Raw genomic sequence first — 22,865 nt, 5'->3', positions numbered from 1 at the left:
GAGGCGAGCCCTCGTGGTCGAGGAACGGCGAGGCTTCACGACGAGATCCGTGCACGCGAGCCGAGCCACCGAGCCGGTGGTGGAGGAGCCGGGAAGCGTGCCGATCTACCAGTCCGCGCCGTTCATCTTCTCGGACATGGAACAGTTCGCGGCCGTCGGGAAATCCAAGATCTCGGGTGGGTATCTCTACTCCCGTTGGGCGAATCCGACCGTCGACGCGCTTTCCCGGACGATCGCCTCTCTGGAGGGCGCCGAAGCGAGCGCGACGTTCGCGAGCGGCATGGGAGCCATCCACGGCACGGTCGCGTCGTGCGTGAGGGCCGGAGAGCACGTGGTGTCGGCCCGCCAGATCTACGGAGGAACGTTCGGGCTGTTCAACGAGATCCTGGCCCGAACCGGCGTCGACGTGAGCTTCGTGAACGTGACCGACCCGGACTCGGTCGCCGGCGCCTTCCGCGACAACACCCGCGTGCTGTACTTCGAGACGATCGGCAACCCTTCGCTTCCGGTCGCGGACGTGGACGCACTCGTTGCTATCGCTCGCGATCGAGGGGTGACGGTGATCGTCGACGCGACGTTCACGACGCCGTATCTGTTCACGGCCGTCGAGCACGGCGTGGACCTGGTGGTGCACTCGGCCACCAAGTATCTCGGCGGTCACTCGGACGTGACCGCCGGCGTCGTGTCCGGAACCGCGGAGGCGATCGCACGCATCCGCCACCTCGGCATCGACTACGGCGGGTGCCTCGCACCGTTGGAGGCGTGGCTGACGATCCGGGGCGTACAGACGCTGGCACTGCGCATGGATCGGATCTGTTCCAACGCCAAGGCGGTCGCGAAGGCGCTCGAGCGATTGCCGTCCGTCGAGCGCGTCACGTATCCGGGGCTGGCGTCCCATCCGCAGCACGAGCTCGCTGCGAAGCAGTTCCCGAATGGGTTCGGCGGGATGCTCACGTTCGAGGTATCGGGCGGCATCCCGGCGGGAAGGCGCGTGCTCGAGCGCGTGCGGCTGGCGTCGCCGGCGGCGTCGCTCGGCGGCACGAAGACGCTGATCGTCCACCCGGCCAGCATCACGCACACGCAACTCTCGCGTGAGGACCGTGAGGCGGCCGGGGTAACCGACGGGCTCATGCGGGTGAGCGTTGGGATCGAAGACCCCGAAGATCTGATCGCCGACTTGGTGGAGGCCCTTTCTTGAGTGGGCGTGAACCGGCAAGGAGGATCCGGCTGGCGATCCTGTACGGCGGCCGTTCGGCCGAGCATGAGGTTTCCGTCGTGAGCGCGCGCTCGATGATGGCCGCGATCGATCTCGATAAGTACGACGTGGTCCCGATCGCCATCACCAAGCAAGGACGGTGGCTTCTCCCTGCCAAGACTCTCGAGCAGCTCGAGGCGACGCCGGGGGCGCTGCCCGGCACCGGCGAAGAGGGTACCGGCGTCGCGCTCGTCAGGGAAGGCCGTGAGGCGACGCTCCGGCCCTTGGAGGGCGCTTCCGGCGCGAAGGGATCGGGCTCGGTCGACGTCGTTTTCCCCGTGCTCCACGGTCCGTATGGGGAGGACGGCACGGTGCAGGGGATGCTCGAGCTCGCCGGCGTTCCATACGTGGGCGCTGGGGTGCTCGCATCGGCGCTGGGGATGGACAAGGAGATGCAGAAGCAGCTCTTCGCATCGCGCGGGCTTCGCGTCGTGCCGCATATCCACGTCCACGTCGAAGACTGGCGGCGAAGCCCCGCTCGTCTGGTGGAGCTGGCCGAAGGAGAGATCGGCTTCCCGTGCTTCACGAAGCCGGCGAATATGGGCTCGAGCGTCGGGATCTCGAAATGTCGCAACGTTGTCGAGCTCCGCGCCGGGCTCGAGACGGCGCTGTCGTTCGACCGGAAGGCGCTCGTCGAGCGCGCGATCCCCGCGCGGGAGCTCGAGTGTGCCGTGCTCGGCAACGACGAGCCCGAAGCGTCGATCGTCGGCGAGGTCGTCCCGCACCACGAGTTCTACGACTTCGGAGCGAAATACCTCGAAGAGGGGAGCGAGTTGCGGATCCCGGCGCCGATCCCGGAGCAGATCTCCGATGAGGTCCGCCGGGTCGCGATCGAAGCGTTCCGCGCGATCGACTGCGTGGGGATGGCCCGCGTCGACTTCTTCTACGAGGACGATTCCGGGACGCTCTACCTCAATGAGATCAACACGATCCCGGGCTTCACGCCGATCTCGATGTATCCCAAGCTGTGGGAGGCGAGCGGCGTCCCCTACGCGAAGCTGATCGACCGGCTCATAGAGCTGGCGCTCGAGCGGCACGGGAGTCCCGGCTGAGAACGAAACGAGCGGGCTCGTGGCCCGCTCGCCGTTATTGCGGAGTCTAGAGGTGCACCACGGGGCAGGTGAGGGTACGCGTGATCCCTTCAACGCCCTGGATCTTCGCGACGACCAGCTTGCCCAGGTCGTCGACCGTTCGGGCCTCGGCGCGGACGATGACGTCGTAGGGACCGGTCACGTCCTCGGCCGACTTCACGCCCTTGATCCGCGCCACTTCCTTGGCGACCTGCGCGGCGCGGCCGACCTCGGTCTGGATAAGGATGTACGCGTTTACCACGGACCTCACCTCCTTGGGACGCGTCTTTGTCGCAGCCATGAGAGCCGGGATTCTATACGGGGCGTCCGAGGCCGGGACAACTCGGCCCACGGCGTAGACTCGAACGGTGATCTTCTCGGATCGGCGTGAGGCCGGCCGGATGCTCGGTGAGGCGCTGGGGGAGCGGGCGGGAGCGCTCGTGCTCGGGATCCCGCGAGGCGGCGTGATCGTCGCTGTGGAGGTTGCCCCAGTCACCCGTGGGATGCTCGACGTCGTGGTGCCCCGCAAGCTCGGCGCGCCGGCCAACCCGGAGCTGGGGATCGGCGCGGTCGCGGCCGACGGGACGACCGTCCTCGACGAACGGCTCGTCAACGCGCTTCGCGTGACGGAGGAGTACATCGCCGCGGAGGTCGCCCGTCAGCTCAAGGAGATCAAGCGGCGGCTCGCGCTCTATCGTGCGGGACGTCCCCGACTCTCGGTATCCGGCAGGGACTGTATCGTCGTCGACGACGGCATCGCGACCGGCGGAACCGCCGAGGTGGCCGTTCGATCGCTCCGGGCGCAGGGTGCGCGGTCGGTCGTGCTGGCCGTTCCGGTCGCGCCTTACGAATCGATCGAAAGACTCAGCGCCGTCGCTGATGAGGTCGTGTGCCTGGCGACGCCGGAGCCCTTCGCCGCCGTGGGGCAGTGGTACGCGCACTTCCCTCAGGTGAGCGACGCCGAGGTGCTCGTCGCGCTCGGGGCCGAAGGCGCTTAGAACGTTACGAATTGATCCCAGTCACGGACGATCGCTTCCGAGGGCCGGCGCAGGAACGCCACGGCCTCTTCCCGCTGCCCCCCCCCTTCGGAGGATCTTCCCCTTGTGTATGCGCGAGCCGATCGGTGACGGGAGCCGATGGAGCACGAGGTTGTTCTCGAAGTAGCTCAGCGCCTTCCCCACGGCGGGCAAGAGGACATCGTCGATGATGATCAGCCCTTCTGGCTTCACGAGGGCGAACGAGTAATAGATATCGAGGAAAGCGTTCTCGAAATGGTGATCGCCGTCGATGAAGGCGACGTCGAAGGCGCCGACCGAGCCGATCCCGAGCTCTATCTTGCCCCCGTGGTTGAGCGCGTCGTCTACGAGCCGGGGAAGCGCGAGCGAAGACGGCTCGCGAACGAGCTCTACCACTTCGCTGAGGCCGGCTTCGTGGATGACGCGGAGGCCAACGTCGTCGAACAGCGCTTTCTGCAATGGATCCACGGCAACGTGTCTCGCGCTGGGATCGCCCGAAGCCAGGAGGCCTTCCGCGAGGAAGAGAGCCGACAGCCCGAGCCCGAATCCGGTCTCCAATGTGCGCGTCGCGCCCTCGGCCATGACCGAGTCGCGGATCGCTTCGCCTTGTTCCTCGGAGATGCCGGTCGGGGAGAGGGGAAACTCCCGTCCATTGTCGCTCACCACGCGTTCGGACTCGTAGATCGACCGGATGTACGTTCGCAGGGCAGCTCTGTCGACCATGAAACTAAGCCTAACGGATCGGAGCTAGGACACGGCTGACGCGATCGAAGAGCCGAGGCCTGTGAAGCCGCCCAGGAACTCGGCGCGCTCCTTCTTCAATCGGGCGACCTGTTCCCCGTACTCGCCGGCGCGGCCCTGACGCTCGTAGAGGAGCCACGGCTTCAGGAACTCGGGGTCGTCGATGCCCGGCACCGCGGTCGCGAGTCCGTAACCGAAGTCGGGGTCCTCCTCGAAGGTCATCGTGCCTTCGGCGACCGCTTTCACGACGGCGCTCGAGATGGGGATCTTGACCTTCTTGGCGCGGCCCTCCTTCTCGTCGGCGTCGTCCCCGCCGATCCACCCCGTGTTCATCAGGAAAACCTCCATCGAGTGCGTGTTCAGCAGCTCGAGGAAGCGGTTCCCTTGCAGCTCGTGCGGGAGCGGGAAGAAGGGGTTCGTTCCGGGCACGCGGAGCGCCTTGCCGGCCTCGTCTTTCCCGCCGGCGCTCGTGCCCTGCGTTTCGCCGAGCATGAAGTAGGCAGCGGCTTGCTCGGGCCTGAGCTTGGCGACGGCAGGGATGATGTTGTTGTTCCGGTTGAGGATGAGCAGGTAGTCGACCGTGCCGGCCTCACGCGCGTCCTTGAACCAGCCCAGCTTCTCCATCGCGAAGACCGCGCGGCCGTTGGCCGTGAACGACTCGTCGAAGAAGTCCAGATCGCCGTTCTTCTGCGAGACGTTTTCTAGGTACGAGCCGGGTGAAGTGACTGCGCTGTGGATCGTCGGCTCGTACTCGGGCGACAGCGCGTAGGTCTTCGCGAAGCAGCCGTTCTCGGTCCCGTAGATCTTGCCGCCCGGCATCAGCGCGATGAAGTCGTCCTGCACGGGTTTGGAGTCGTTCTGCCGCGTGAACGTCGTCGTCGTCTTGCCGGTCCCCGACAGGCCGATGATCAAGAACGTCTTGTCGCCGTTCGGCGTCGGGATGACCTTGCCGCCCGCGTGCAGGCCGAGACCGCCGCGGTCGAAGACGATCTTGTTCCACATCCGCAGGCCACCCTTCTTCGACTCACCGAAGTAGTCGGAGTAGATGACGCGGGTGACGTTGTTCTCGAGGTCCACCGCGATCAGGCGCTCGTTCGGATAGCCCGGCGCCTGGAGGTTCGGCGTGTAGATGACCGTGACCTCGGGCTCGTGGTCGGGCGACTGGCCCTCGTGGAAGTAGAGGAGGTCCTGCGAGCCGGCGACGTTCGCGTTGCGCGCCTCGATCACGAGTCGCGCGGGCACACGGAAGGCTTCGTCGTTGCCGATGTAGCCGTTGATCACGACCATGTCCTGGTCGCGGATGTACGCCTCCTGCATCTCCGCGACGCGCGCGTACTCCTCCCGCGTGATCGTCTTGTGACCCTTGTGAGCGTCGGGTGAGTCGGTCGCGATGAAGGTCGAGGCGGCGCTGCGCGAGTCGACGCGCGTCGTCACGTTCAGGTTCTCGTAACTGGTCCACTTCGCGTTGGGCATCTTCGCGGTGAGCTCGATGAGCTCATCCTGCGAGGGGTCGACGAGGAACGATCTCGCTTCGAGAAGGTAAGAAGGCCCTTCGAGCTTCTTCTGGGTCACGGCCGGGCTCCTTGCGTCATCGGCAGGACGCCGACGACGCGCGCCCACCCCGTTGTGAAAGCGTTCACAAATGATACCGGCCGGGCCGCTGAGCAGACAAAACAAGAATCGGAAGTTTCGGAAGTGTTTCGTGGGCCGGTTGCTATCGGCTCGGCTCGACCTCGAAATAGAGCCGAACCTGGGTGCGATATTCGGTCAGCTTGTTCTCTTTGACCGAGCAGGCGGTCGAGAGAACGTCCATCTTCTGGATGTGGCGGATCGTCTTGGCGGCCTCGCGCAGGGCCTCGCGGGCGGCGGCGCCCCAGGATTCGTTGGAAACGCCTTCGAGCTCGATGGTGTTGATGACGCCCATTCCCTGCCTCCCGACTCGTCTTGCGACGGATTCTCTCCCGACGCGGCGACCGGGGGCAAGCCCGGCGAAGCCCCCGACGACCGGGGCTATGCTGGCGAGCGTGGGTGAGGACGCGCGTGACCTCGGCGAATTCGGTCTCATCGCGCGGCTCGTATCCCGCCTCGGACCCCCGGGCGAGAACGTCGTCCTCGGGCCTGGGGACGATGCGGCGGCGCTGAGGTTCGGGGGTACGGCGCTGGCGACGGCGGACCTGCTGCTCGAGGGGGTTCATTTCGACTTCGCGTTCTCCTCGCCAGGCGACATCGGTTGGAAGGCGCTGGCGGTGAACCTCTCCGATATCGCGGCCATGGGTGGCGTGCCCCGCTACGCGCTGGTGTCGCTCGGAGCGCCGGCGTCGACGCCGGTCGCCACGCTCGAGGCGTTGTACGACGGGCTCGGGGAGTGCGCGCGTACGTTCGGCGTTTCGGTGGTCGGCGGCGACACGGTGGGTTCGGACCGTCTGATCGTTTCCGTTGCGGTGCTCGGCGACGCCGGGCCGTCGGGTGTCGTGCGCCGTGGAGGCGCGCGGACGGGAGACGTCGTTTGCGTCACCGGATCGGTCGGCGGGGCTGCGGCCGGACTGTGGCTCCTCCGCGCAGCGCACGAGGACGAACGAGCGGTTGCGCTCCTCGAACGGTTCCCGGCACTGGTCGCCGCGCATCGCCGCCCGAAGCCGCGCGTTCCGGAAGGCCTCGCGGCGGCGGCCGTGGGGGCCACCGCGATGATCGACGTTTCGGACGGGCTGGCGGCAGACGTCGGTCACCTGTGCGATGCGTCCGGAATCGGAGTCGAGATGCGCGCGGCGTCCGTCCCGATGGCGGAGGGGGTCACCGATGTAGCGGCCTGGGCCGGCGCCGACCGGAACCGGCTCGTCCTTGGGGGCGGGGACGACTACGAGCTCGCGATCGCCATCCCGGCGGCTCAGGTGCGTGCGCTCGCCGAGGCCCTTGCTCCAACACCCGTGACCCCGATCGGCGAGTTGGTGGGGGACGATCGGGTCTTGATCGAACCGGACGGGGCGCGATCACCGCTCGCCGGGCTCGGCTGGGATCATTTCGGGGAGGACGCGTGATCTATCGGGTGCTCACGATCGCCGGTTCCGACTCGGGCGGCGGTGCGGGGATCCAGCAGGACCTCAAGACCTTCCAAGCGTTGGGTGTGTGGGGGATGACGGCCATCACCGCCGTCACGGTGCAGAACACCGTCGGCGTGAGCGGCTTCGTCGAGTTGCCGCCCGAGACCGTTGCCGAGCAGATCACCGCCGTGGCGTCCGACATCGGCGTTGATGCGGCCAAGACCGGCATGCTCGCGGGCGAGCCGATAATCGATGCGGTCGCGCGCGCGATCCGCGAGGTCGAGATCGATCGGCTCGTCGTCGATCCGGTCTTCGTCTCGAAGCACGGCGACCCGTTGCTGAACGAGAACGCGGTGGACGCGCTTCGCCGGTGGATCGTGCCGCTGGCGCTCGTCGTGACGCCCAACGCCCACGAGGCGGCCGGGCTGGCCGGGATGCCGGTGGTCAAGACGCACGCCGATCAGGTCTCGGCCGGGCAAGCGATCCTGGCGCTCGGCGCCCGCGCGGTTCTCGTGAAAGGCGGCCACGTCGAAGGAGCCGACGCGGTGGACGTGCTCGTGACTTCGGAGGGGATCCGCGAGTTCGCCGGGCGTCGCCTCGACACGCCCAACACGCACGGGACCGGTTGCATGCTGTCGGCTGCGATCGCCGCCGGGCTCGCGAAGGGGCTGGCACTTGAGGTCGCCGTGGGAGATGCGAAGGAGTTCGTCACCGGCGCGATCGAGCACTCGCTCGCGATCGGCAAAGGGATCGGCCCGGTGAATCCGTCCTGGCGGCTGGCTACCGGGAGCGGCTAGCCGGCGCGCTGGACCTTGCCCGCCTTGATGCAGCGGGTGCAGACGTTCAGCCGCTTCGGCGAGCCGTTGACGACCGCCCGTACCCGCTGGATGTTGGGGTCCCAGCGGCGGGGAGAGCGGCGGTGAGAGTGGGAAACCTGCATGCCGAAGCCGGGCTTGCGCCCACAGATCTCACAGACGGCTGCCATGGCCGGGACATGGTACCGGCCGCCCGAACGGGGAGCAACGCGTTGCTAGGATGATCTGGTGATAACGGTCCTCGGCGCGTCCGAGCTGCGGCGTGCCTGTCTCGCAGCTCTCGAGGCGCTCCGAGCCCGCCAAGACGAGATCGACGCCGCCAACGTCTATCCCGTTCCGGACGGGGACACCGGCACCAACCTCGTCTTGACCATGACCGCCGTCGCCGGGGCGCTCCCAGGCGTCCCCGATGAGCCCCGCGCGCTGGCCGACGCGATCGCGCGAGGCTCCTTGATGGGTGCGCGAGGAAACTCCGGCGTCATCCTGGCCCAGGTGCTGAGAGGGCTCTGCGATGCGGTCGACGAAGCGGGGCTCGACGCCCGATCGCTCGCGAAGGGGCTGGCGCGCGGCGCGGAGCTCGCGTACGAAGCGATGCTCACACCCGTCGAGGGGACGATGCTCACCGTCGCGCGCGAGGCAGCCGACGCGGTCGCGGACCTCTCCGACGACGACTGCTCGGTGATCCTCGACGCAGCCGGGCGGGCGGCGCACGAAGCGCTCGAGCGGACTCCCGAGCTTTTGCCGGTGCTCAGGCAGTCCGGCGTGGTCGACGCCGGCGGCATGGGGCTATGCGTCGTGCTCGACGCGTTCGCGGCATCGGTCGCGGGCCGTCCGCTTCCGGTGGCCCCGCGGACGCTTCGGCCGGTCGTCCGTCGCCGCGAGGCCGGGTCGAGCGCCTTCGCATACGAGGTCCAATACCTCCTCGAGGAAGCGGACGACGAGCAGGCGCTCGCGCTGCGGCAGCGTCTGGGTAGCATCGGCGACTCGGTGGCGGTGATCGGAGGCGCCGGCTTGTGGAACGTGCACGTCCACACGAACGAGGTCGGTCGAGCGATCGAGATGGGCATGGCGGCCGGGCGGCCGCACGACATCTCGGTCGTGGCGTTCGCCGACCAGATCGCCGGGGTCGCCGGGGCGCGCTCCATCCCGGTTGCGTTGCCGGAAGCCGCCGTCACCCTGGTAGCAGTGGTTTCGGGCGATGGGATCCGGGATGTGTTCGCGGAGCTCGGCGCCGGTGTGCTGATCGACGGAGGGCGGACGATGAACCCGTCGGTGGGGGAGCTCATCGCAGCGATCGAGCGAGCTCCTGCACGCGACGTCATCCTTCTCGTGAACAACGAGGATGCGATGACGGCCGCCCGTGCGGCGATCGAGCAGGTCGGGGACAAGCGTGTCGAGCTGATCGACGCCGGGGATCTCGCGCAGGGGTTCGCGGCCACAGTCGCCTTCTCCGACGGCCGAGGGATGGACGACAACCTGGCGGACATCCGCGCCGCGCTGGCCGGCACGCGCACCGGGACGGTCACGCTCGTGATGCGCGACGGCGTCACGCCGGCCGGACCCGTCCAAGCCGGGAACGCGATCGGCTTCGCCGGAGGAGACGTGGTCGCGACCGACCAGAACCCACTGGCAGTCGCGCTCGCGGTGGCCGAGGCCTTGGGTCAGGGTGAGGCCCTCACCGTGCTCGTGGGAGCCGACGCTCCTCCCACCGAAGTGGAAGCCTTGGAACGCGCGCTCGCGGAACGACTTCCCGGCGTCGCGATCGAGATCCGTGAGGGCGGGCAGCCGGTCCATCGATACCTGTTCGCGCTGGAGTGAGCTCGCCCCTCGACCTTCCACTCTCAAAGGCCGGCATCGCCGGGCTCCAGGCGGCGGTCGCATCGAAGCTCGCCAAGAAGGGCGTACACACGGTTCGGGACCTGCTCGAGTACGTCCCGCGCGACTACATCGATCTCTCGAAGACGAAGAGGATCGTCGATCTGAAGATCGGCGAACAGGCGACCGTGCTCGGCAAGATCCACAAGGTCGACGGCCGCTACCTGCGCGGCCGCAAGCACATGCTGAGCGTGAAGATCGGGGACGGAACCGGCTACATCGAGGTCGTCTTCTGGAATCAGCCGTTCCGGGCCAAGAACTACGCAACCGGGATGGAAGTCGCCGTCGCCGGCCGCTTCGAGCGGCGAGCCGGGAGATTTCAGGTCTCGGGCAATCCGTTCATCGAGGCGATCCGCGGCGATGATGAAGGGGTTCACACGGGCCGCAGGATACCGATCCATCCCGCGACCGAGGGCGTGACGACGATGATGATCCGTCGCTACGTGCACTCGGCATTGGGCAAGTACGGCCGCCTGATCGAAGAACCCCTTCCTCCGGCCTTGGTCAAGCGGCTCAAACTCATGCCGCGGTCCGATGCGATCGCAGAGATGCACTTCCCGACGGCGTCGGATTCCTCGAGCCGCGCGAAACGACGGCTCGCGTTCGAGGAGTTGTTCGTGCTCGAGGCGGGTCTCGCCGTCCGCAAGCACCGGTTCGAGCGTGAGGTCCGTGGTCTGTCGCACCCGGGTGGCGCCGACCTGGTCGAGCGATTCTTGCGATCGCTGCCGTTCCGTCCGACGGCCGCACAGCGACGGGCGATCGAAGAGATCGCTTCCGACATGGCCGAGCCGCGGCCGATGCACCGTCTTCTCCAGGGTGAGGTAGGGAGCGGCAAGACGGTCGTCGCGGTGGCCGCCGCCCTGGTCGCGGCGGGGTCTGGATCACAAACCGCGTTCATGGCTCCCACCGAGGTTCTGGCGGAGCAGCACTTCCTCACCGTGCGCCGCCTGCTCGAGCCGCTGGCCGGCGCTGCGCCCGCAGAAGACGGCCGGCTGTTCGGTGAGGGCTTCGGCGTCGAGCTGCTCACGTCGGCGGTAACAGGCAAGGCCCGTCAGCGCACCTTAGAGGAAGCCGCCGGCGGACGGGCGACAATGCTCATCGGCACCCACGCGCTGATCCAGGAAGGCGTCGAGTTCAAGCGACTCGGGCTCGCCGTCGTGGACGAACAACATCGCTTCGGCGTGCATCAACGGATCGCGCTGAGAGCCAAGGGCTCGGACGACGCGGAACCCGATCTGCTGATCATGACGGCGACGCCGATCCCACGGACGCTCGCCATGACCTTGTACGGCGACCTGGACGTCGGCGTGCTCGACGAGATGCCCTCTGGGCGCATCAAGGTTCGCACGCACGTGCTCGGCCCGGCGGAGCGCGACCAGGCGTACGAGCGGATCCGGGAAGAGGCCGTGGCCGGGAGACAGGCGTTCATCGTCTGTCCGCTCGTATCCGACTCGGAAACGCTGGAGGCGAAGGCCGCGACGACCGAGTACGAGCGGATCGCGAAGGACGTCTTCCCCGACCTGCGCGTCGGGCTGATCCACGGTCGCCTCAGATCGGCTCAGAAGGAACGCGTGATGCAGGCGTTGCGGGACGGCGAGATCGACGTCCTCGTGGCGACGACGGTGATCGAAGTCGGGGTCGACATCCCGAACGCCTCGATCATGGTCGTCGAGGATGCGGACCGTTTCGGACTATCGCAGCTGCACCAGCTCCGAGGTCGGATCGGCCGAGGCGAGCACCCGTCGACCTGCTTCCTGCTGACGTCGCTCGACCAGGCGGACACGGAGCAGCGCCGAGCCGCGCGAGAGCGCCTCGCGGCGATGGCAGCGACGACCGACGGGTTCGTGCTCGCGGAGAAGGATCTGGAGATCCGCGGAGAGGGGCAGCTGTTCGGGCGAGGAGCGGTCACCGCCGAGGACGGGACCGGCGCCCCGGCTCAGGCCGGGCAGAGCGATCTTCGGTTCGCGAGCCCGCTCGTGCGTAACGTCGAGTTGCTCGCCGCCGCCCGCCGGGAAGCCTTCGCGCTCGTCGAGGACGACCCCCGCCTCACCGATCCGGCACACGGGCTGCTTCGCGAGGAGGTCAGGCGCCGATTCGGCGAGCGGCTCGATTGGCTGTTCGCCGGCTGATGCGTGTCACTGCCGGCGAGGCGAAAGGAGCCCGGCTCCGCACACTTCCGGGTCCGGAGACCCGCCCGACCACCGACATGGCCCGGAAGGCGATCTTCGACATCTTGGGTCCCGGCGTTCACGGGGCTCGGGTGCTGGACCTGTTCGCGGGGAGCGGGGCGCTCGGCATCGAGGCGCTGTCCCGGGGGGCCGCGGAAGCGGTGTTCGTCGAGTCGTCCCGAGAGGCGTGCGGCGTGATCCTTGCGAATCTCGGCACCACTGCATTGCGAGCGAAAGGGGTCGTCCGGAGGCGCGACGCCGAGAAGTTCCTCTCGCGCCCGGCCACCGAGCCGTTCGACCTGGCTTTCCTTGACCCTCCTTACGCACGCGGACTACGATTCGTGGCTCGTATCCTGGGGAAACTGGGGTCCGGAGCGTGGATCCGGACGGGGGGAACGGTCGTCGTGGAAGCTGCCTCAGGGTCGGTGGAATGGCCACCGGGGTTCCGCGAAACGCGGACCCGGCGCTTCGGACGGACCCAGCTGAGCATCGCGGTGCGGGACGATGCCTGACATCGCGGTCTACCCCGGCACTTTCGACCCGATCACCCATGGCCACCTCGACATCATCGAGCGGGCCCGGCTGCACGTGTCGACCCTCGTCGTGGCGGTATCCCAGAACCCCGGCAAGCAGCCGATGTTCACGCTCGATGAGCGGATCGCGACGGTGAAGGAGGTTCTCAACGACGTCGACGGCGTCGAGGTGGACTCGTTCGAGGGGCTGCTTGTGGATTACGCGCTCGGTCGGGGCGCCCGGCTCATCGTCAAGGGGCTGCGAGCCGTCAGCGACTTCGAGTACGAGATGCAGATGGCGCAGATGAACCATCGGCTGGCAGGTGTGGAGACGCTGTTCATGGTCGCGAACCCGGCATTCAGCTTCCTGTCTTCCAGCATCGTGAAAGAAGTCGCGCGTTTCGGGGGATCGGTCGAAGGACTGGTGCCCTCCGAGGTCGCGCGCCGGCTGAAGGAGCGTATCGGTGGCCAAGGCTGACGAGGCTCCCGCGTCCTCCGGGCCGGTCGTGATCCGGTCCGGGGAGCAGCTCGCGCCGCCGGACGCCGAGCCGGCCGTCCCGCCTCCGGCGGGAGGACCCGAGAGCTTGATCGAGAAGCTCGCGGAGATCGTGGCCGACGCCCGCTCGATGCCTTTGTCCTCTTCGGCATTGGTCAACCGCCAGGAGGTACTCGACCTGATCGAGCTCCTTCGCAGGTCGCTGCCATCGGAGATCACCCGGGCCCGCTCCATCCTCCAGGACGGCGAGGAGGTGCTCGAACGTGCCGGCCACGAGGCCCAGCGGGTCCTGGAACGGGCGCGCCAGGAGCGCGAGCGCCTGCTTTCCAAGACGGAGATCGTCCAGGCCGCCGCTCGTGAAGCCGACCGGCTGGTCGCCGAGGCCGAGTCCACTTCCAAGAGGATCCGAGCCGAGGCGGAGGTATACGTCGAGTCGAAGCTGGCCAACTTCGAGGTCGTCCTCCAGAAGACCCTGCAGGCGGTGGAGCGAGGTCGTCGGCGGCTCGCCGGTCGGCTCGAGGCCGACGAGTTGTCCACCGACGAATCCGAGGGCGACAAGGCGGGAAACTAACCCTTCAACGCTCTGTTTCCCCAGGTCAGACCCCCTAAATGTCGCTGTGCTATTGTTCGCGCGAATGACTTCCAAGGGGTTGAACGCGCTGCGTGAAGTAAGCAAACTCTCCGTAGAAGTCTCGGAGCTTCTCCGCGATCCAGGAACCTCCAAGCGTCTCGAGTTCACCGAAGAGGTCGCCGGTCTCGCGCTGGATATCGGGCGGGTCGACCCGGCGCTCAGCTTCGATCTGCTGCTCGAGAGCCTGGTCGAAGGGGTCCTAGTCGGTGGAACGGTCCGAGGCTCGTACCTGCTCGAGTGCATCCGCTGCCTGGAGGAGTTCGAGCTGCCCTTCGCCCTCGAGCTGAACGAGATCCTGGCCTACCCGGGGCAGCCCGGAGCCGAAGAGGGCTACGAGATCGACGGCGACCATGCCCACCTCGAACCGGTGATCCGGGACGCGGTCCTGCTGGCCATGCCCGGCAACCCGCTGCACGGACCGGACTGCAAGGGGCTGTGTCCGGTGTGCGGCGCCGACCGGAACGTGGTCGATTGCGGGCACGGCTCGGAGCGCGTAGACCTTCGCTGGGCGCCACTCGAGAAGCTGAAAGAACGGATGGGGGAATAGAGATGCCCGTACCCAAGAGGAAGAAGCCGCGGTCGCGAACCCGTTCGCGCAAGGCGCAGTGGAAAGCGACCGCGAAGTCGCCGCCGTACGCCTCGTGTCCGCAGTGTCACAAGCCGGTGCTGCCGCACCACGCCTGCGCCAACTGCGGGACCTACGACGGTCGTCAGGTACTTCCGGTCTCCTAGACCATGCTTCTGGGCCGCGTCCGGAGCCGTGTGGGCCGGGCGACGCCGCTCGAGCGCCGTCTGGGCGTACGGATCCGTGACCGCCGTCTCCTCGAGATGGCCCTTACCCATCGCTCGTTCGCGTACGAGAAGGGCAAGCTCGAGACGAACGAGCGCCTGGAGTTCTTGGGCGACGCGGTGCTCGGCATCGTCGTCACCGACGCCCTCTACAAGGAGTATCCGACGCTGCCCGAGGGGGATCTCGCGAAGATGCGCGCCGCGCTGGTCAACATGACGATCCTCGCGGACGTCGCGCGCGAGGTCGGGCTCGGCGATGCGGTCTTGCTGGGCCGCGGCGAAGCGATGACCGGCGGACGCACCAAGCCGTCGATCCTCGCCGACACGCTCGAAGCCGTCTTCGGAGCGATATACCTCGACCGCGGGATCGGCGGGGCCGGGCGTGTGATCCTCGGCTTGTTCCTGCCGCGCATCCGCGGGCAGGTCGAGGGCGGCACCGTGCAGGACTACAAGACCTCGCTCCAAGAGCTGGCGGCCGCACGCCTCGGGACGCTGCCCGAGTACCGGATCACGGAGAGCGGGCCCGATCACGCCAAGCGATTCCAGGCCTCGGTCTTCCTCGCCGGAGAGGATCACGGATCAGGCGAGGGACGTTCGAAGAAGGAAGCCGAGCAAGCGGCGGCCAGCGAGGCGATCGCTCGCCTTCGCGCGTCGCCGGGTCCCAGCTTGCGGTCCGGTTCCCGACCCAGGGCCGGGCGATAGCGTGCCGGAGCTGCCCGAGGTCGAGGTCGTTCGCAAGGATCTGGAACGCGATGTCGTCGGCAAGAAGATCAAAGACGTCGACGTCCGTCTTCCGCGGATCATCCGTCGTCATAAGACGAAGAAGGAGTTCACCGCACCCCTGGTGGGTCGCAAGATCACCAAGGTCGACCGCCGTGGGAAGTACGTCTTGCTGTCGCTCGATTCTGGCGACGTCCTCGTGATGCATCTTGGGATGAGCGGTCGCGTCGAGCGGTCGACCGGCCGAAAGGCGCTGGAGAAGCACACCCACGCCGTTATCAGGTTCCAGGTCGGCGGCGAGTTGCGGTTCATCGACATGCGACAGTTCGGCGAGCTCTTCGTCACGACCGGCGATCAGATCTCGGGCGTCAAGGAGTTGCAGCACATCGCGATCGACCCGCTCGAGGACTCGTTCACGTGGCAGCACTTCTCGGAGTCGCTCAACAGCCGCAGAACGAAGCTCAAGGCGCTCCTCATGGACCAGAAGTTCATCTCGGGCCTCGGCAACATCTACTCGGACGAGATCCTTTGGGCCGCGGGGTTGCGACACGACCGGCCCTCCGATTCGCTCAGCGCGCAAGAGGTGCGGCGGCTGTATCGCGCGATGCAAGAGGTGCTGCAGGAGGGCGTGCGGTTCCGCGGCGTCACGCTCGAGGACGAGACCTACAAGGATCTCTACGGTAAGACGGGAGAGATGCAGGACCACCTGAAGGTCTACGGCCGCGAAGGCCAACCCTGCAGGCGCTGTCGCACCCCGATCGAACGAGCGCGCTGGTCGAACCGAAGCACGTATTACTGCCCGCAATGCCAGGTGTGACGCCGATCCGGGGAGGAGCGGCTCAGGCCCAGTACTCCGAGCGGTAGCCCTCGGTGCAGAAGATGACGATCCCGCATCCGCCACCGGAGCCGTCGTCCGGCGAAGGCTGTTCGGGTGGGGGCGCCGGCTCCGGCGGGGTCAGGTTCAGCTCCCCGCTGAGCTTGTCGGAGATCTTCGGGTGCTGCCGACCACCCGTGCGATCGGTGACAAGCGGTCTGCCGTAAACGAACGCCTCCTCGACCGTGACGACGCCGTCGCCGTTCAAATCGCCGAGGTGCTGGCGCATCCCTTCCATGATCACGTACCAGCCGAAGACTGAGTGATGGAGGCCCGGATCCTCGTATGACAGCTCGCTCTCTGGCGAGGAGAAGGTGAGAACCCGCCCCGCCTTTACCATCCCGACGTCGCTGAACCCTCCGGCACGGCATACGGCGAGATCGATCCACATCTTCGCGGCGGCGACCTTGCCCATCTCGCGCCCGAGCACCCCATCGACGATCAGCTTGTTGTCCGCGACCCACAGCGCGACATCCCGGCTCTCGTTGTCGCCATCGGCAGAGGTCTTGAGCGGCTTCTCGTGCCCCGAATAGTGGAACACCACGACGGAAGACGAGTTCGTCTTCGAGGCCAGCCATCGGATCCCCTGGAGGATGCGCGAAGCGGTCGCGTCACGGTTCCCGATGAGCACGATGTGGTCGGAGTGCCACCCGAGCGACAACAGATGCATCCTCAGATCCCGAGCATCCTGATACGACCCGACGTTGTCTCGCGTCGAGCCCGCGTAGTCGTTGATCCCGATGAGAAGCGCCCAATAGTTGGTGGCCGGGACCGAGGGATCCACCGACGCGTTCGCCTGGGCCGGGTACTTCTGGGCGAAGGAGGAACTACCCGACGAGGACGACGAAGTCGTCGTCGACGCGGCCGCCACACTGCTCTCGTCGGTGGCCACGAGGCGCGCCGAGCCGGCGCCGCTCGCCTTCCCCGGAGCCTTGGCGGGTGCCGGCGGAACCACCGCCGGGGCGTCCGGGACGACCGGCGAGCGCGCCGGAGGTTGACTTGCTGTTTGCGGTCTCGAGCTCGCCGGCGTGGATCCGGGGCCGACGACGACGAGAGCCGCGGTCGCCGCGGCCAACAAGATCGCTATGAGTGCCGCATGTGCCTTCGTCAACCTGGAAGTCCCTAACATCATCATCAATTCCGTTCGACCCCATTCATACCCGCTCCTTCCCCGGCAAGCATCGGGTCGTTTTCGCCCCAGTTGCGCCACGGTTCCGCGCCGGTGCTTCTGTCGGTTGGCGCGCGCTAGTATCCAGCGCGGACGCTCCCGAGTCGCTCCGGCGACCCGCTGACCAGGAATGTCGGGCTCATCCGGAGCGTTCAGAGGGGCGTATCACTCGATCGGCGCGAGCGAAGGAAGCAGATTTATGACGCGGGACGGCGAGATACTGCGGCCTCCACCCTTGGTCGAGCCCGCCGATGAGCTCTCGTTCCAGGAGATCCGACGTTATTCGCGGCATCTCATCATCCCCGACGTCGCGATGGCCGGGCAGAAGCGGCTGAAGAACGCCAAGGTCCTCTGCATCGGCGCCGGCGGGCTCGGCTCCCCGGTCGCCATGTACCTGGCGGCGGCGGGCGTGGGCACGCTCGGGATCGTGGACTTCGACGTCGTCGACGACACCAACCTCCAGCGTCAGGTCATCCACGGGACGAGCGACGTTGGCCGGCCGAAACTCGATTCGGCCGCCGACCGGATCGGCGAGATCAACCCCTTCGTGAACGTGGTGAAGCACGAGACGATGGTCTCGAGTGAGAACGCGATGGAGCTGTTCGCACCGTACGACCTCATCGTCGACGGATCCGACAACTTCCCGACGCGCTACCTCGTGAACGACGCGTGCGTCCTGCTCGGCAAGCCGTACGTATGGGGCTCGATCTTCCGCTTCGACGGCCAGCTCTCCGTTTTCTGGGCGGAGCACGGGCCCTGCTACCGGTGCTTGTTCCCCGAGCCCCCGCCGCCTGGGATGGTTCCGTCGTGCGCGGAGGGCGGCGTCCTCGGGATGCTCTGCGGCACGATCGGATCGCTGCAGACAACCGAGGCCGTGAAGCTGATCACCGGGATCGGCGACCCGATGATCGGCCGGATGCTCATCTACGACGCCCTCGAACTCAAGTTCAAGGAGCTTCGCGTTCGCAAGGATCCCGAGTGCCCGGTGTGTGGGAAGAACCCGACGGTCAAGGAGCTCATCGACTACGAGGCGTTCTGCGGCGTCACCGACGAGATCGCCCAGTTCGCTTCGCAGCTGTCGGTCACCCCGCGCGAACTCGCGCAGATGCGCGACCGGGGAGACGAGATCGTGCTCATCGACGTCCGAGAGCCCCACGAGTGGGAGATCGCGCGGATCCCCGGAGCACAGCTCATCCCGATGAACGACGTGCCGGCACGCATCAGTGAGATCCCCCAATCCGGGAACGTCCTCGTCTACTGCAAGGTAGGTGCACGGTCGGCGGAAGTGCTCAAGTTCCTGCACCAGGTCGGCCTGACGAACACGAAGCATCTCGCCGGCGGGATCGAGTCCTACGCAGCGCAGATCGATCCGACCATCCCGCGTTACTGAGGCCGGCCGCCGTGGCGGTCATGAGGGCGCACGTCTACGTCACCGGCTACGTCCAGGGGGTCTTCTTCCGGCACTCGATGGCCAAGCGGGCTCGAGACCTGGGCGTGAGCGGATGGGTGCGCAACCTCGACGACGGCCGCGTCGAGGCCGTTGTGGAGGGCGAGGAATCCGACGTCGGGGCGGTCGTCGACTGGTGCAGGTCGGGTCCACCGCACGCGACCGTCGAGCACGTAGAGGTCTCGTGGGAGCCTGCGACTCGTGAGTTTTCCGTATTTTCAACGATTTAGCGCCCGCAGTTTCCTAAGAGTTTCCAGACATTTTCTGAGCGGATCGCCTTCAACCCCTTTTCAGGAGCCGAACGCTACGTTAAAGTGCTCTCGTGAAGAGGGACCAAGGTCCCTCCCGAGCCTTGTCCCAAGCCTTGTCGGATCAAGATCCAGCCACGACCAGGGAAGAGGCAAGAGAAGAACGGCCTCGGCGGCAACGCGTCGAGGAGTTGGGCGGCCCAGCAGGCGGGATCCGCCCCCCTGTTGACGAAGGGGGCACGGGTATGTCGAAAGCGCTGTTCGGATATCTGGGGGAACCACGCGCCTATGTATTGCTGAAGCAGATCGCCGATCTGAAGGCTCGAGTCGCAGAGCTCGAGAAGGCACTTGAGTCGTCCGAGGCAGAGATCATCGCTCTCCGCGCCATCGCGGAGACCCGCGAAGAGGTCAAGGCGCTGGCGTAGCGCGAAGCGCTTCGACTCCAACGGCCACCCCGCGGGGGTGGTCGTTTCTTTCTTTCATGGCGGGCTTCGTTGCTACGCGGGGCGCGTGAAACGCTCTGCTAGGGTTCCGCGTGTTTCTCAAATCCCTTGAGATCCGGGGTTTCAAGTCGTTCGCCGAGCGGACCGTGCTGGAGTTCGCTCCCGGCGTCAGCGTCATCGTCGGACCGAACGGGTCCGGAAAATCCAACCTCGTAGACGCCATCGCGTGGGTTCTCGGTGAACAAGGCCCGAAGACGTTGCGCGGCGGCAAGATGGAAGACGTCATCTTCGCCGGCACGCCGAAAAAACCGGGCGCGGGGCGTGCGGAAGTCGCTCTGACGATCGACAACTCGTCGGGGATCCTCCCGATCGAGTTCACCGAGGTGACGATACGGCGGACGCTTTTCCGCAACGGCGACAGCGAATACGCGATCAACGACGTCACCTGCCGTCTCCTCGACGTCCAAGAGCTGCTCTCCGACACGGGTGTCGGCCGCGAGCTGCACACCATCGTGGGGCAGGGCCAGCTCGACGAGATCCTGAACGCACGGCCCGAGGACCGCCGCGCGTACATCGAAGAGGCTGCCGGCATCCTCAAGCATCGACGTCGCAAGGAGCGTGCGATACGCAAGCTCGAGCGCGTGGACGCCGACATCGAGCGCATCGGTGATCTCATCTCGGAACTTCGCCGTCAGATCCGGCCCCTCGAGCGGCAGGCCGAGGTCGCGAAGCGCGCATCGGAGATCGAAGGCGAGCTGAAGGAGGTACGCCTCGCCGTCTGGGCGGCCGACTACTCCGCCGTCGTCAGTGAGGCCGACGTCGACGCCGAACGCCGGCTCTCCGAGGAGCTCGACGCGCTGTCCGCGCAGGTGAGCGCGCTCGAGGTCCGCGGTGAGGAGATCGAGGACGGCAGCGCTCGCGCGAGCCGGGACGCGCAAGAGGCCCTCGGCGCCGAGTATCGCCTCGCCTCGCTGCGAGAGCGGTTCGTCGGGCTCGCCAGGCTGGCAGAAGAGCGAGGGCGGCACCTCTCCGACCTCGCCGACCGCGCCCCGGAAGGAGAAGCGCCGGGCGAGGAGATGATCGCCGCCGCTCGTCGCGCGCTCGAGGAAGCGGCCTCCGAGCGCGCATCGATCGAACGCGATGCGCGCACCGCCGAGGAGGAGTGGGCTCGCGCGGCGGGTGCGCGCGAAGAAGCCGCACGGGCGCGCGAGGCCGTCGTGCACCTCCACGGCGAGCGGGCGGCGCTCCGCGCCGCCGTCGAAGCCGCGGAGGACGAACGCCGTCACATCGCCGACCAACAGGCGGCGCTCACCGAAGCGTCCCGCCGGCGGGCGACCGAGATCTCGGCGGTCAAGGAAGAGATCGAGGTGCTCGACACGCGCGAGACGAGTCTCGGCCGAAGCCTCGAGGAGCTCGAGATATCGGCGCGGGAGCGTGAGGTCTCGGCCGCCACGGCAGACGATCGCGTTCGCGAACTCGAGCGCGATGTCGAGAAGCTCGAGACGCGGCGCGCGATCTTGCGTTCGGAGCTGGAGCGGGCGGGAACTGCAGGCGCCGCCGACCTCATCGACCGCGAGCGGTTCCCCGGACTGCTCGGCCGGATCGCCGAGCTGGTCCGGCCGGCGCCCGGGTTCGAACGCGCGCTTGCTGCGGCGCTCGAGCCGTACACGGGGGCGCTGCTCGCCCGATCCCTCGACGACGCGGCCGCGGCGATCGGCCGGCTCAAGGCTATGGGGAGCAGGGCTGCATTCATCGTGACCGGACGTCAGATCGCGAGAGCGCTGCCGCCGGGCGTTCGCAGCGCGATCGAGGCGGCCAAGCCGACAGCCGGTCGCGACATCCCGCCGGCGCTGGTTGCGATCCTGTCCTCGGTGGGTCTCGTCGACACCCTGGACGACGCGCTCGCGCTCGCCCGCGCACACCGGGACCTCGTGATCGTGACGCGCGAAGGCGATCGGGTCGCGAGCGACCTCGTGGCCGGCGGGGCCGAAGCCGAACCGCGCGGTGATCTCGCCGTCGACGTCGCATCGATCGACGAGCGGTTGCAGGTTGTTTCGTCCGACCTCGAGGGCGCTACGAAGGAAGCGTGGAGCGCCAGAGCGCTGGCGGAGGCCAGCATCGGTGAGGTCAACGCACTCACCGGCCAGATGAACGAGCTCGACGCGCTCATCACCGGCGCCGTCGAGCGGCTGGCGCATCTCGAGCGCGAGGAGCACGCGGCCGATCGCGAGCAGGCGGTGCTCGCCGGACGTTCGGTCGAGGTCGAAGAGCGCTTGGCGGTGGACTCCGAGAAGCTTGGCGCCGTCGAGGCGCAGCTCGGAAGAGCGATGGGCGTCGATCACACCTTCGACGCGGCCGCCCTCGCCACGATGGAGCGCCGTGCCGCTGAGAACGCGCTGCGTCTCGGTGGAATGCGAGAACGTGAGCGCGCAGCGCGGAGCGCCCTCGAGGAGCTCGAGGCGAGGGCGGCACGCGTCCGCGTCGCGATGGAGACGTGGGAAGCGAGCCGTGCGGAGCGCGCGAGCGCCGCGCTGCGCTCGCAAGAGATCGCGCGCGCAGCGGCTACCGTCGAGTCGCGGATGGACGGCTGGCTCTCCGAGGCGCGTGCTGAGCGACAGCGTCGCGAGTCCGAACGCGCCGGCCTCGAAGAGGAGCTCGGAAGCGTCCGCCGCTATCGCCGCCAAGCGGAGTCGCGCCTTGAGGAGCTCCGCGAGACCGCCCATCGCAGCGATCTCGCGCGCGCCGAGCGATCGCATCGCATCTCGTCGCTCGTCGAGCGCCTTCGCGCCGATCAGGATCTGGCGCCCGACGAAGCGATGCAACGCGTGGGCGAACCCCCAACCGGCGAGGCGCTCGAGGAGCTCCGCCGCCGCGCAGCCACCCTGGACCGCAAGCTGGGACTACTCGGGCGGGTCAACCCCATCGCGATGGAGCAGTACCAAGGGATGGTCGATCGTCACGCCTTCCTCAGCGAGCAGGTCGAGGACCTGCGCAAGAGCCGGCGCGACCTGGTTTCGGTCGTGGGCGAAGTCGATCGCAAGATCGTGGAGATCTTCGGCGGGGCGTTCTCGGATGTCTCCCGGCAGTTCGAGGAGGTCTTCCTCCGTCTGTTCCCCGGTGGGGAGGGGCGCTTGACGCTGACCCAGCCCGACGACTTGCTCGAGAGCGGGGTCGAGATCGAAGCGCGGCCCGGCGGAAAGCGCGTGAAGCGGATCTCTCTCCTATCCGGTGGGGAGCGCGCGCTGACTGCGATCGCGCTGCTTTCGTCCATCTTCCGTGCCCGCCCGTCTCCCTTCTATCTCTTGGACGAGGTAGAGGCCGCGCTCGACGACGTTAACCTGCACCGCTTCCTCGAGCTCGCCAAGGAGTTCAAGAACGCTTCACAGATCCTGATCGTCACGCACCAGAAGCGCACGATGGAGATCGCCGACGCCCTTTACGGCATCTCCATGGGCGGCGACGGGGTGACTCGGGTCCTCAGCGAACGGCTCGAGGAGAACGAGCCGGTCGGCGCCTAACCCTGCCTCGGTGCGCCCCGTGCGATCCGTGCGGTAGTCTC

The 22,865-nt window shown here is 67.4% G+C and carries 25 protein-coding genes; 19 read left to right on the top strand and 6 right to left on the bottom strand.

The annotated features are described in order from the left end of the window. Nucleotides 1-13 precede the first annotated feature (13 nt). Entirely contained in the window at nucleotides 14-1,198 is a 1,185-nt protein-coding gene (locus WEB06_11750) for an aminotransferase class I/II-fold pyridoxal phosphate-dependent enzyme (GenBank protein MEX2556295.1), read from the top strand. Beyond that, the gene (locus tag WEB06_11745) at nucleotides 1,195-2,307 is read left to right on the top strand and encodes a D-alanine--D-alanine ligase family protein (protein MEX2556294.1); all 1,113 of its coding nucleotides are present in this window, start codon (nucleotides 1,195-1,197) and stop codon (nucleotides 2,305-2,307) included. The genes WEB06_11750 and WEB06_11745 overlap by 4 nt, the downstream gene beginning before the upstream one ends. Before the next feature lie 46 nt (nucleotides 2,308-2,353). Here the strand turns inward: WEB06_11745 and WEB06_11740 are convergent, their stop codons facing one another. Then, on the bottom strand, nucleotides 2,354-2,626 hold the full coding sequence (locus WEB06_11740; protein MEX2556293.1) for an Lrp/AsnC ligand binding domain-containing protein: 273 nt from the start codon (nucleotides 2,624-2,626) through the stop codon (nucleotides 2,354-2,356). 67 nt (nucleotides 2,627-2,693) lie between these two features. Here WEB06_11740 and WEB06_11735 point away from each other — a divergent pair, with 67 nt between their 5' ends. Then, entirely contained in the window at nucleotides 2,694-3,323 is a 630-nt protein-coding gene (locus WEB06_11735) for a phosphoribosyltransferase family protein (protein MEX2556292.1), read from the top strand. A gap of 21 nt (nucleotides 3,324-3,344) precedes the next feature. On the opposite strand, the gene WEB06_11730 is transcribed toward WEB06_11735, so the two are convergent. The 3 genes from WEB06_11730 to WEB06_11720 all read right to left on the bottom strand — a co-directional run bounded on the left by WEB06_11730 (nucleotide 3,345) and on the right by WEB06_11720 (nucleotide 6,006). Beyond that, nucleotides 3,345-4,064 carry a class I SAM-dependent methyltransferase gene (locus WEB06_11730; GenBank protein MEX2556291.1) on the bottom strand — a complete coding sequence of 240 codons (720 nt, stop codon included), beginning with the start codon at nucleotides 4,062-4,064 and terminating at the stop codon, nucleotides 3,345-3,347. Nucleotides 4,065-4,088: 24 nt separating this feature from the next. After that, nucleotides 4,089-5,654, bottom strand: a complete 1,566-nt coding sequence (locus WEB06_11725; GenBank protein MEX2556290.1) for a phosphoenolpyruvate carboxykinase — start codon at nucleotides 5,652-5,654, stop codon at nucleotides 4,089-4,091. A gap of 142 nt (nucleotides 5,655-5,796) precedes the next feature. Continuing rightward, the gene (locus WEB06_11720) at nucleotides 5,797-6,006 is read right to left on the bottom strand and encodes a dodecin domain-containing protein (protein MEX2556289.1); all 210 of its coding nucleotides are present in this window, start codon (nucleotides 6,004-6,006) and stop codon (nucleotides 5,797-5,799) included. A 100-nt stretch (nucleotides 6,007-6,106) separates the two neighbouring features. Between WEB06_11720 and thiL the strand changes: the two genes are divergently transcribed. Continuing rightward, entirely contained in the window at nucleotides 6,107-7,117 is a 1,011-nt protein-coding gene (gene thiL / locus WEB06_11715) for a thiamine-phosphate kinase (protein MEX2556288.1), read from the top strand. Further along, nucleotides 7,114-7,917: a bifunctional hydroxymethylpyrimidine kinase/phosphomethylpyrimidine kinase gene (thiD, locus tag WEB06_11710; GenBank protein ID MEX2556287.1), complete on the top strand. Its 804-nt coding sequence runs from the start codon at nucleotides 7,114-7,116 to the stop codon at nucleotides 7,915-7,917. The genes thiL and thiD overlap by 4 nt, the downstream gene beginning before the upstream one ends. Here thiD and rpmB read toward each other — a convergent pair. Continuing rightward, nucleotides 7,914-8,105, bottom strand: a complete 192-nt coding sequence (gene rpmB / locus WEB06_11705; GenBank protein ID MEX2556286.1) for a 50S ribosomal protein L28 — start codon at nucleotides 8,103-8,105, stop codon at nucleotides 7,914-7,916. The two genes, thiD and rpmB, sit on opposite strands and share 4 nt — an antisense overlap. Nucleotides 8,106-8,163: 58 nt before the next feature. On the opposite strand from rpmB, the gene WEB06_11700 reads away from it, so the two are divergent. The 9 genes from WEB06_11700 to mutM all read left to right on the top strand — a co-directional run bounded on the left by WEB06_11700 (nucleotide 8,164) and on the right by mutM (nucleotide 15,943). After that, entirely contained in the window at nucleotides 8,164-9,753 is a 1,590-nt protein-coding gene (locus WEB06_11700) for a DAK2 domain-containing protein (protein ID MEX2556285.1), read from the top strand. Further along, on the top strand, nucleotides 9,750-11,939 hold the full coding sequence (recG, locus tag WEB06_11695; protein ID MEX2556284.1) for an ATP-dependent DNA helicase RecG: 2,190 nt from the start codon (nucleotides 9,750-9,752) through the stop codon (nucleotides 11,937-11,939). The genes WEB06_11700 and recG overlap by 4 nt, the downstream gene beginning before the upstream one ends. Beyond that, on the top strand, nucleotides 11,939-12,490 hold the full coding sequence (rsmD, locus tag WEB06_11690) for a 16S rRNA (guanine(966)-N(2))-methyltransferase RsmD (GenBank protein ID MEX2556283.1): 552 nt from the start codon (nucleotides 11,939-11,941) through the stop codon (nucleotides 12,488-12,490). The genes recG and rsmD overlap by 1 nt, the downstream gene beginning before the upstream one ends. After that, a complete protein-coding gene (coaD, locus tag WEB06_11685) occupies nucleotides 12,483-12,968 on the top strand; it encodes a pantetheine-phosphate adenylyltransferase (protein MEX2556282.1) in 486 nt (161 codons plus the stop codon). Before rsmD ends, coaD begins: the two co-directional genes overlap by 8 nt. Continuing rightward, a complete protein-coding gene (locus WEB06_11680) occupies nucleotides 12,955-13,557 on the top strand; it encodes a hypothetical protein (GenBank protein MEX2556281.1) in 603 nt (200 codons plus the stop codon). The genes coaD and WEB06_11680 overlap by 14 nt, the downstream gene beginning before the upstream one ends. Nucleotides 13,558-13,621: 64 nt before the next feature. Further along, the gene (locus WEB06_11675; protein MEX2556280.1) at nucleotides 13,622-14,164 is read left to right on the top strand and encodes a DUF177 domain-containing protein; all 543 of its coding nucleotides are present in this window, start codon (nucleotides 13,622-13,624) and stop codon (nucleotides 14,162-14,164) included. Nucleotides 14,165-14,166: 2 nt separating this feature from the next. Then, nucleotides 14,167-14,349, top strand: a complete 183-nt coding sequence (rpmF, locus tag WEB06_11670) for a 50S ribosomal protein L32 (protein ID MEX2556279.1) — start codon at nucleotides 14,167-14,169, stop codon at nucleotides 14,347-14,349. Nucleotides 14,350-14,352: 3 nt separating this feature from the next. After that, nucleotides 14,353-15,108: a ribonuclease III gene (rnc, locus tag WEB06_11665; protein MEX2556278.1), complete on the top strand. Its 756-nt coding sequence runs from the start codon at nucleotides 14,353-14,355 to the stop codon at nucleotides 15,106-15,108. A gap of 1 nt (nucleotide 15,109) precedes the next feature. Further along, the gene (gene mutM / locus WEB06_11660; protein ID MEX2556277.1) at nucleotides 15,110-15,943 is read left to right on the top strand and encodes a bifunctional DNA-formamidopyrimidine glycosylase/DNA-(apurinic or apyrimidinic site) lyase; all 834 of its coding nucleotides are present in this window, start codon (nucleotides 15,110-15,112) and stop codon (nucleotides 15,941-15,943) included. A 22-nt stretch (nucleotides 15,944-15,965) separates the two neighbouring features. Here the strand turns inward: mutM and WEB06_11655 are convergent, their stop codons facing one another. Beyond that, the gene (locus tag WEB06_11655; GenBank protein ID MEX2556276.1) at nucleotides 15,966-16,784 is read right to left on the bottom strand and encodes a caspase family protein; all 819 of its coding nucleotides are present in this window, start codon (nucleotides 16,782-16,784) and stop codon (nucleotides 15,966-15,968) included. On the opposite strand from WEB06_11655, the gene WEB06_11650 reads away from it, so the two are divergent. The 5 genes from WEB06_11650 (at nucleotide 16,762) to smc (ending at nucleotide 22,824) form a co-directional block, all read left to right on the top strand. Beyond that, entirely contained in the window at nucleotides 16,762-16,998 is a 237-nt protein-coding gene (locus WEB06_11650; protein ID MEX2556275.1) for a hypothetical protein, read from the top strand. The genes WEB06_11655 and WEB06_11650 overlap by 23 nt on opposite strands. A 390-nt stretch (nucleotides 16,999-17,388) precedes the next feature. Beyond that, on the top strand, nucleotides 17,389-18,558 hold the full coding sequence (gene moeB, locus WEB06_11645) for a molybdopterin-synthase adenylyltransferase MoeB (protein MEX2556274.1): 1,170 nt from the start codon (nucleotides 17,389-17,391) through the stop codon (nucleotides 18,556-18,558). 20 nt (nucleotides 18,559-18,578) lie between these two features. Then, nucleotides 18,579-18,845 carry an acylphosphatase gene (locus tag WEB06_11640; GenBank protein MEX2556273.1) on the top strand — a complete coding sequence of 89 codons (267 nt, stop codon included), beginning with the start codon at nucleotides 18,579-18,581 and terminating at the stop codon, nucleotides 18,843-18,845. 263 nt (nucleotides 18,846-19,108) lie between these two features. Next, complete coding sequence (locus tag WEB06_11635; protein ID MEX2556272.1) at nucleotides 19,109-19,288, top strand: hypothetical protein; 180 nt, start codon at nucleotides 19,109-19,111, stop codon at nucleotides 19,286-19,288. A 110-nt stretch (nucleotides 19,289-19,398) separates the two neighbouring features. Continuing rightward, entirely contained in the window at nucleotides 19,399-22,824 is a 3,426-nt protein-coding gene (gene smc / locus WEB06_11630; protein MEX2556271.1) for a chromosome segregation protein SMC, read from the top strand. Nucleotides 22,825-22,865 lie beyond the last annotated feature (41 nt).

This window comes from Actinomycetota bacterium (genome assembly GCA_040905475.1).
In the GTDB taxonomy this organism is placed as follows: domain Bacteria; phylum Actinomycetota; class AC-67; order AC-67; family AC-67; genus DATFGK01.
Note: the sequence above shows the minus strand (reverse complement) of the source record. Positions and strands in the feature narration are given on the sequence as shown.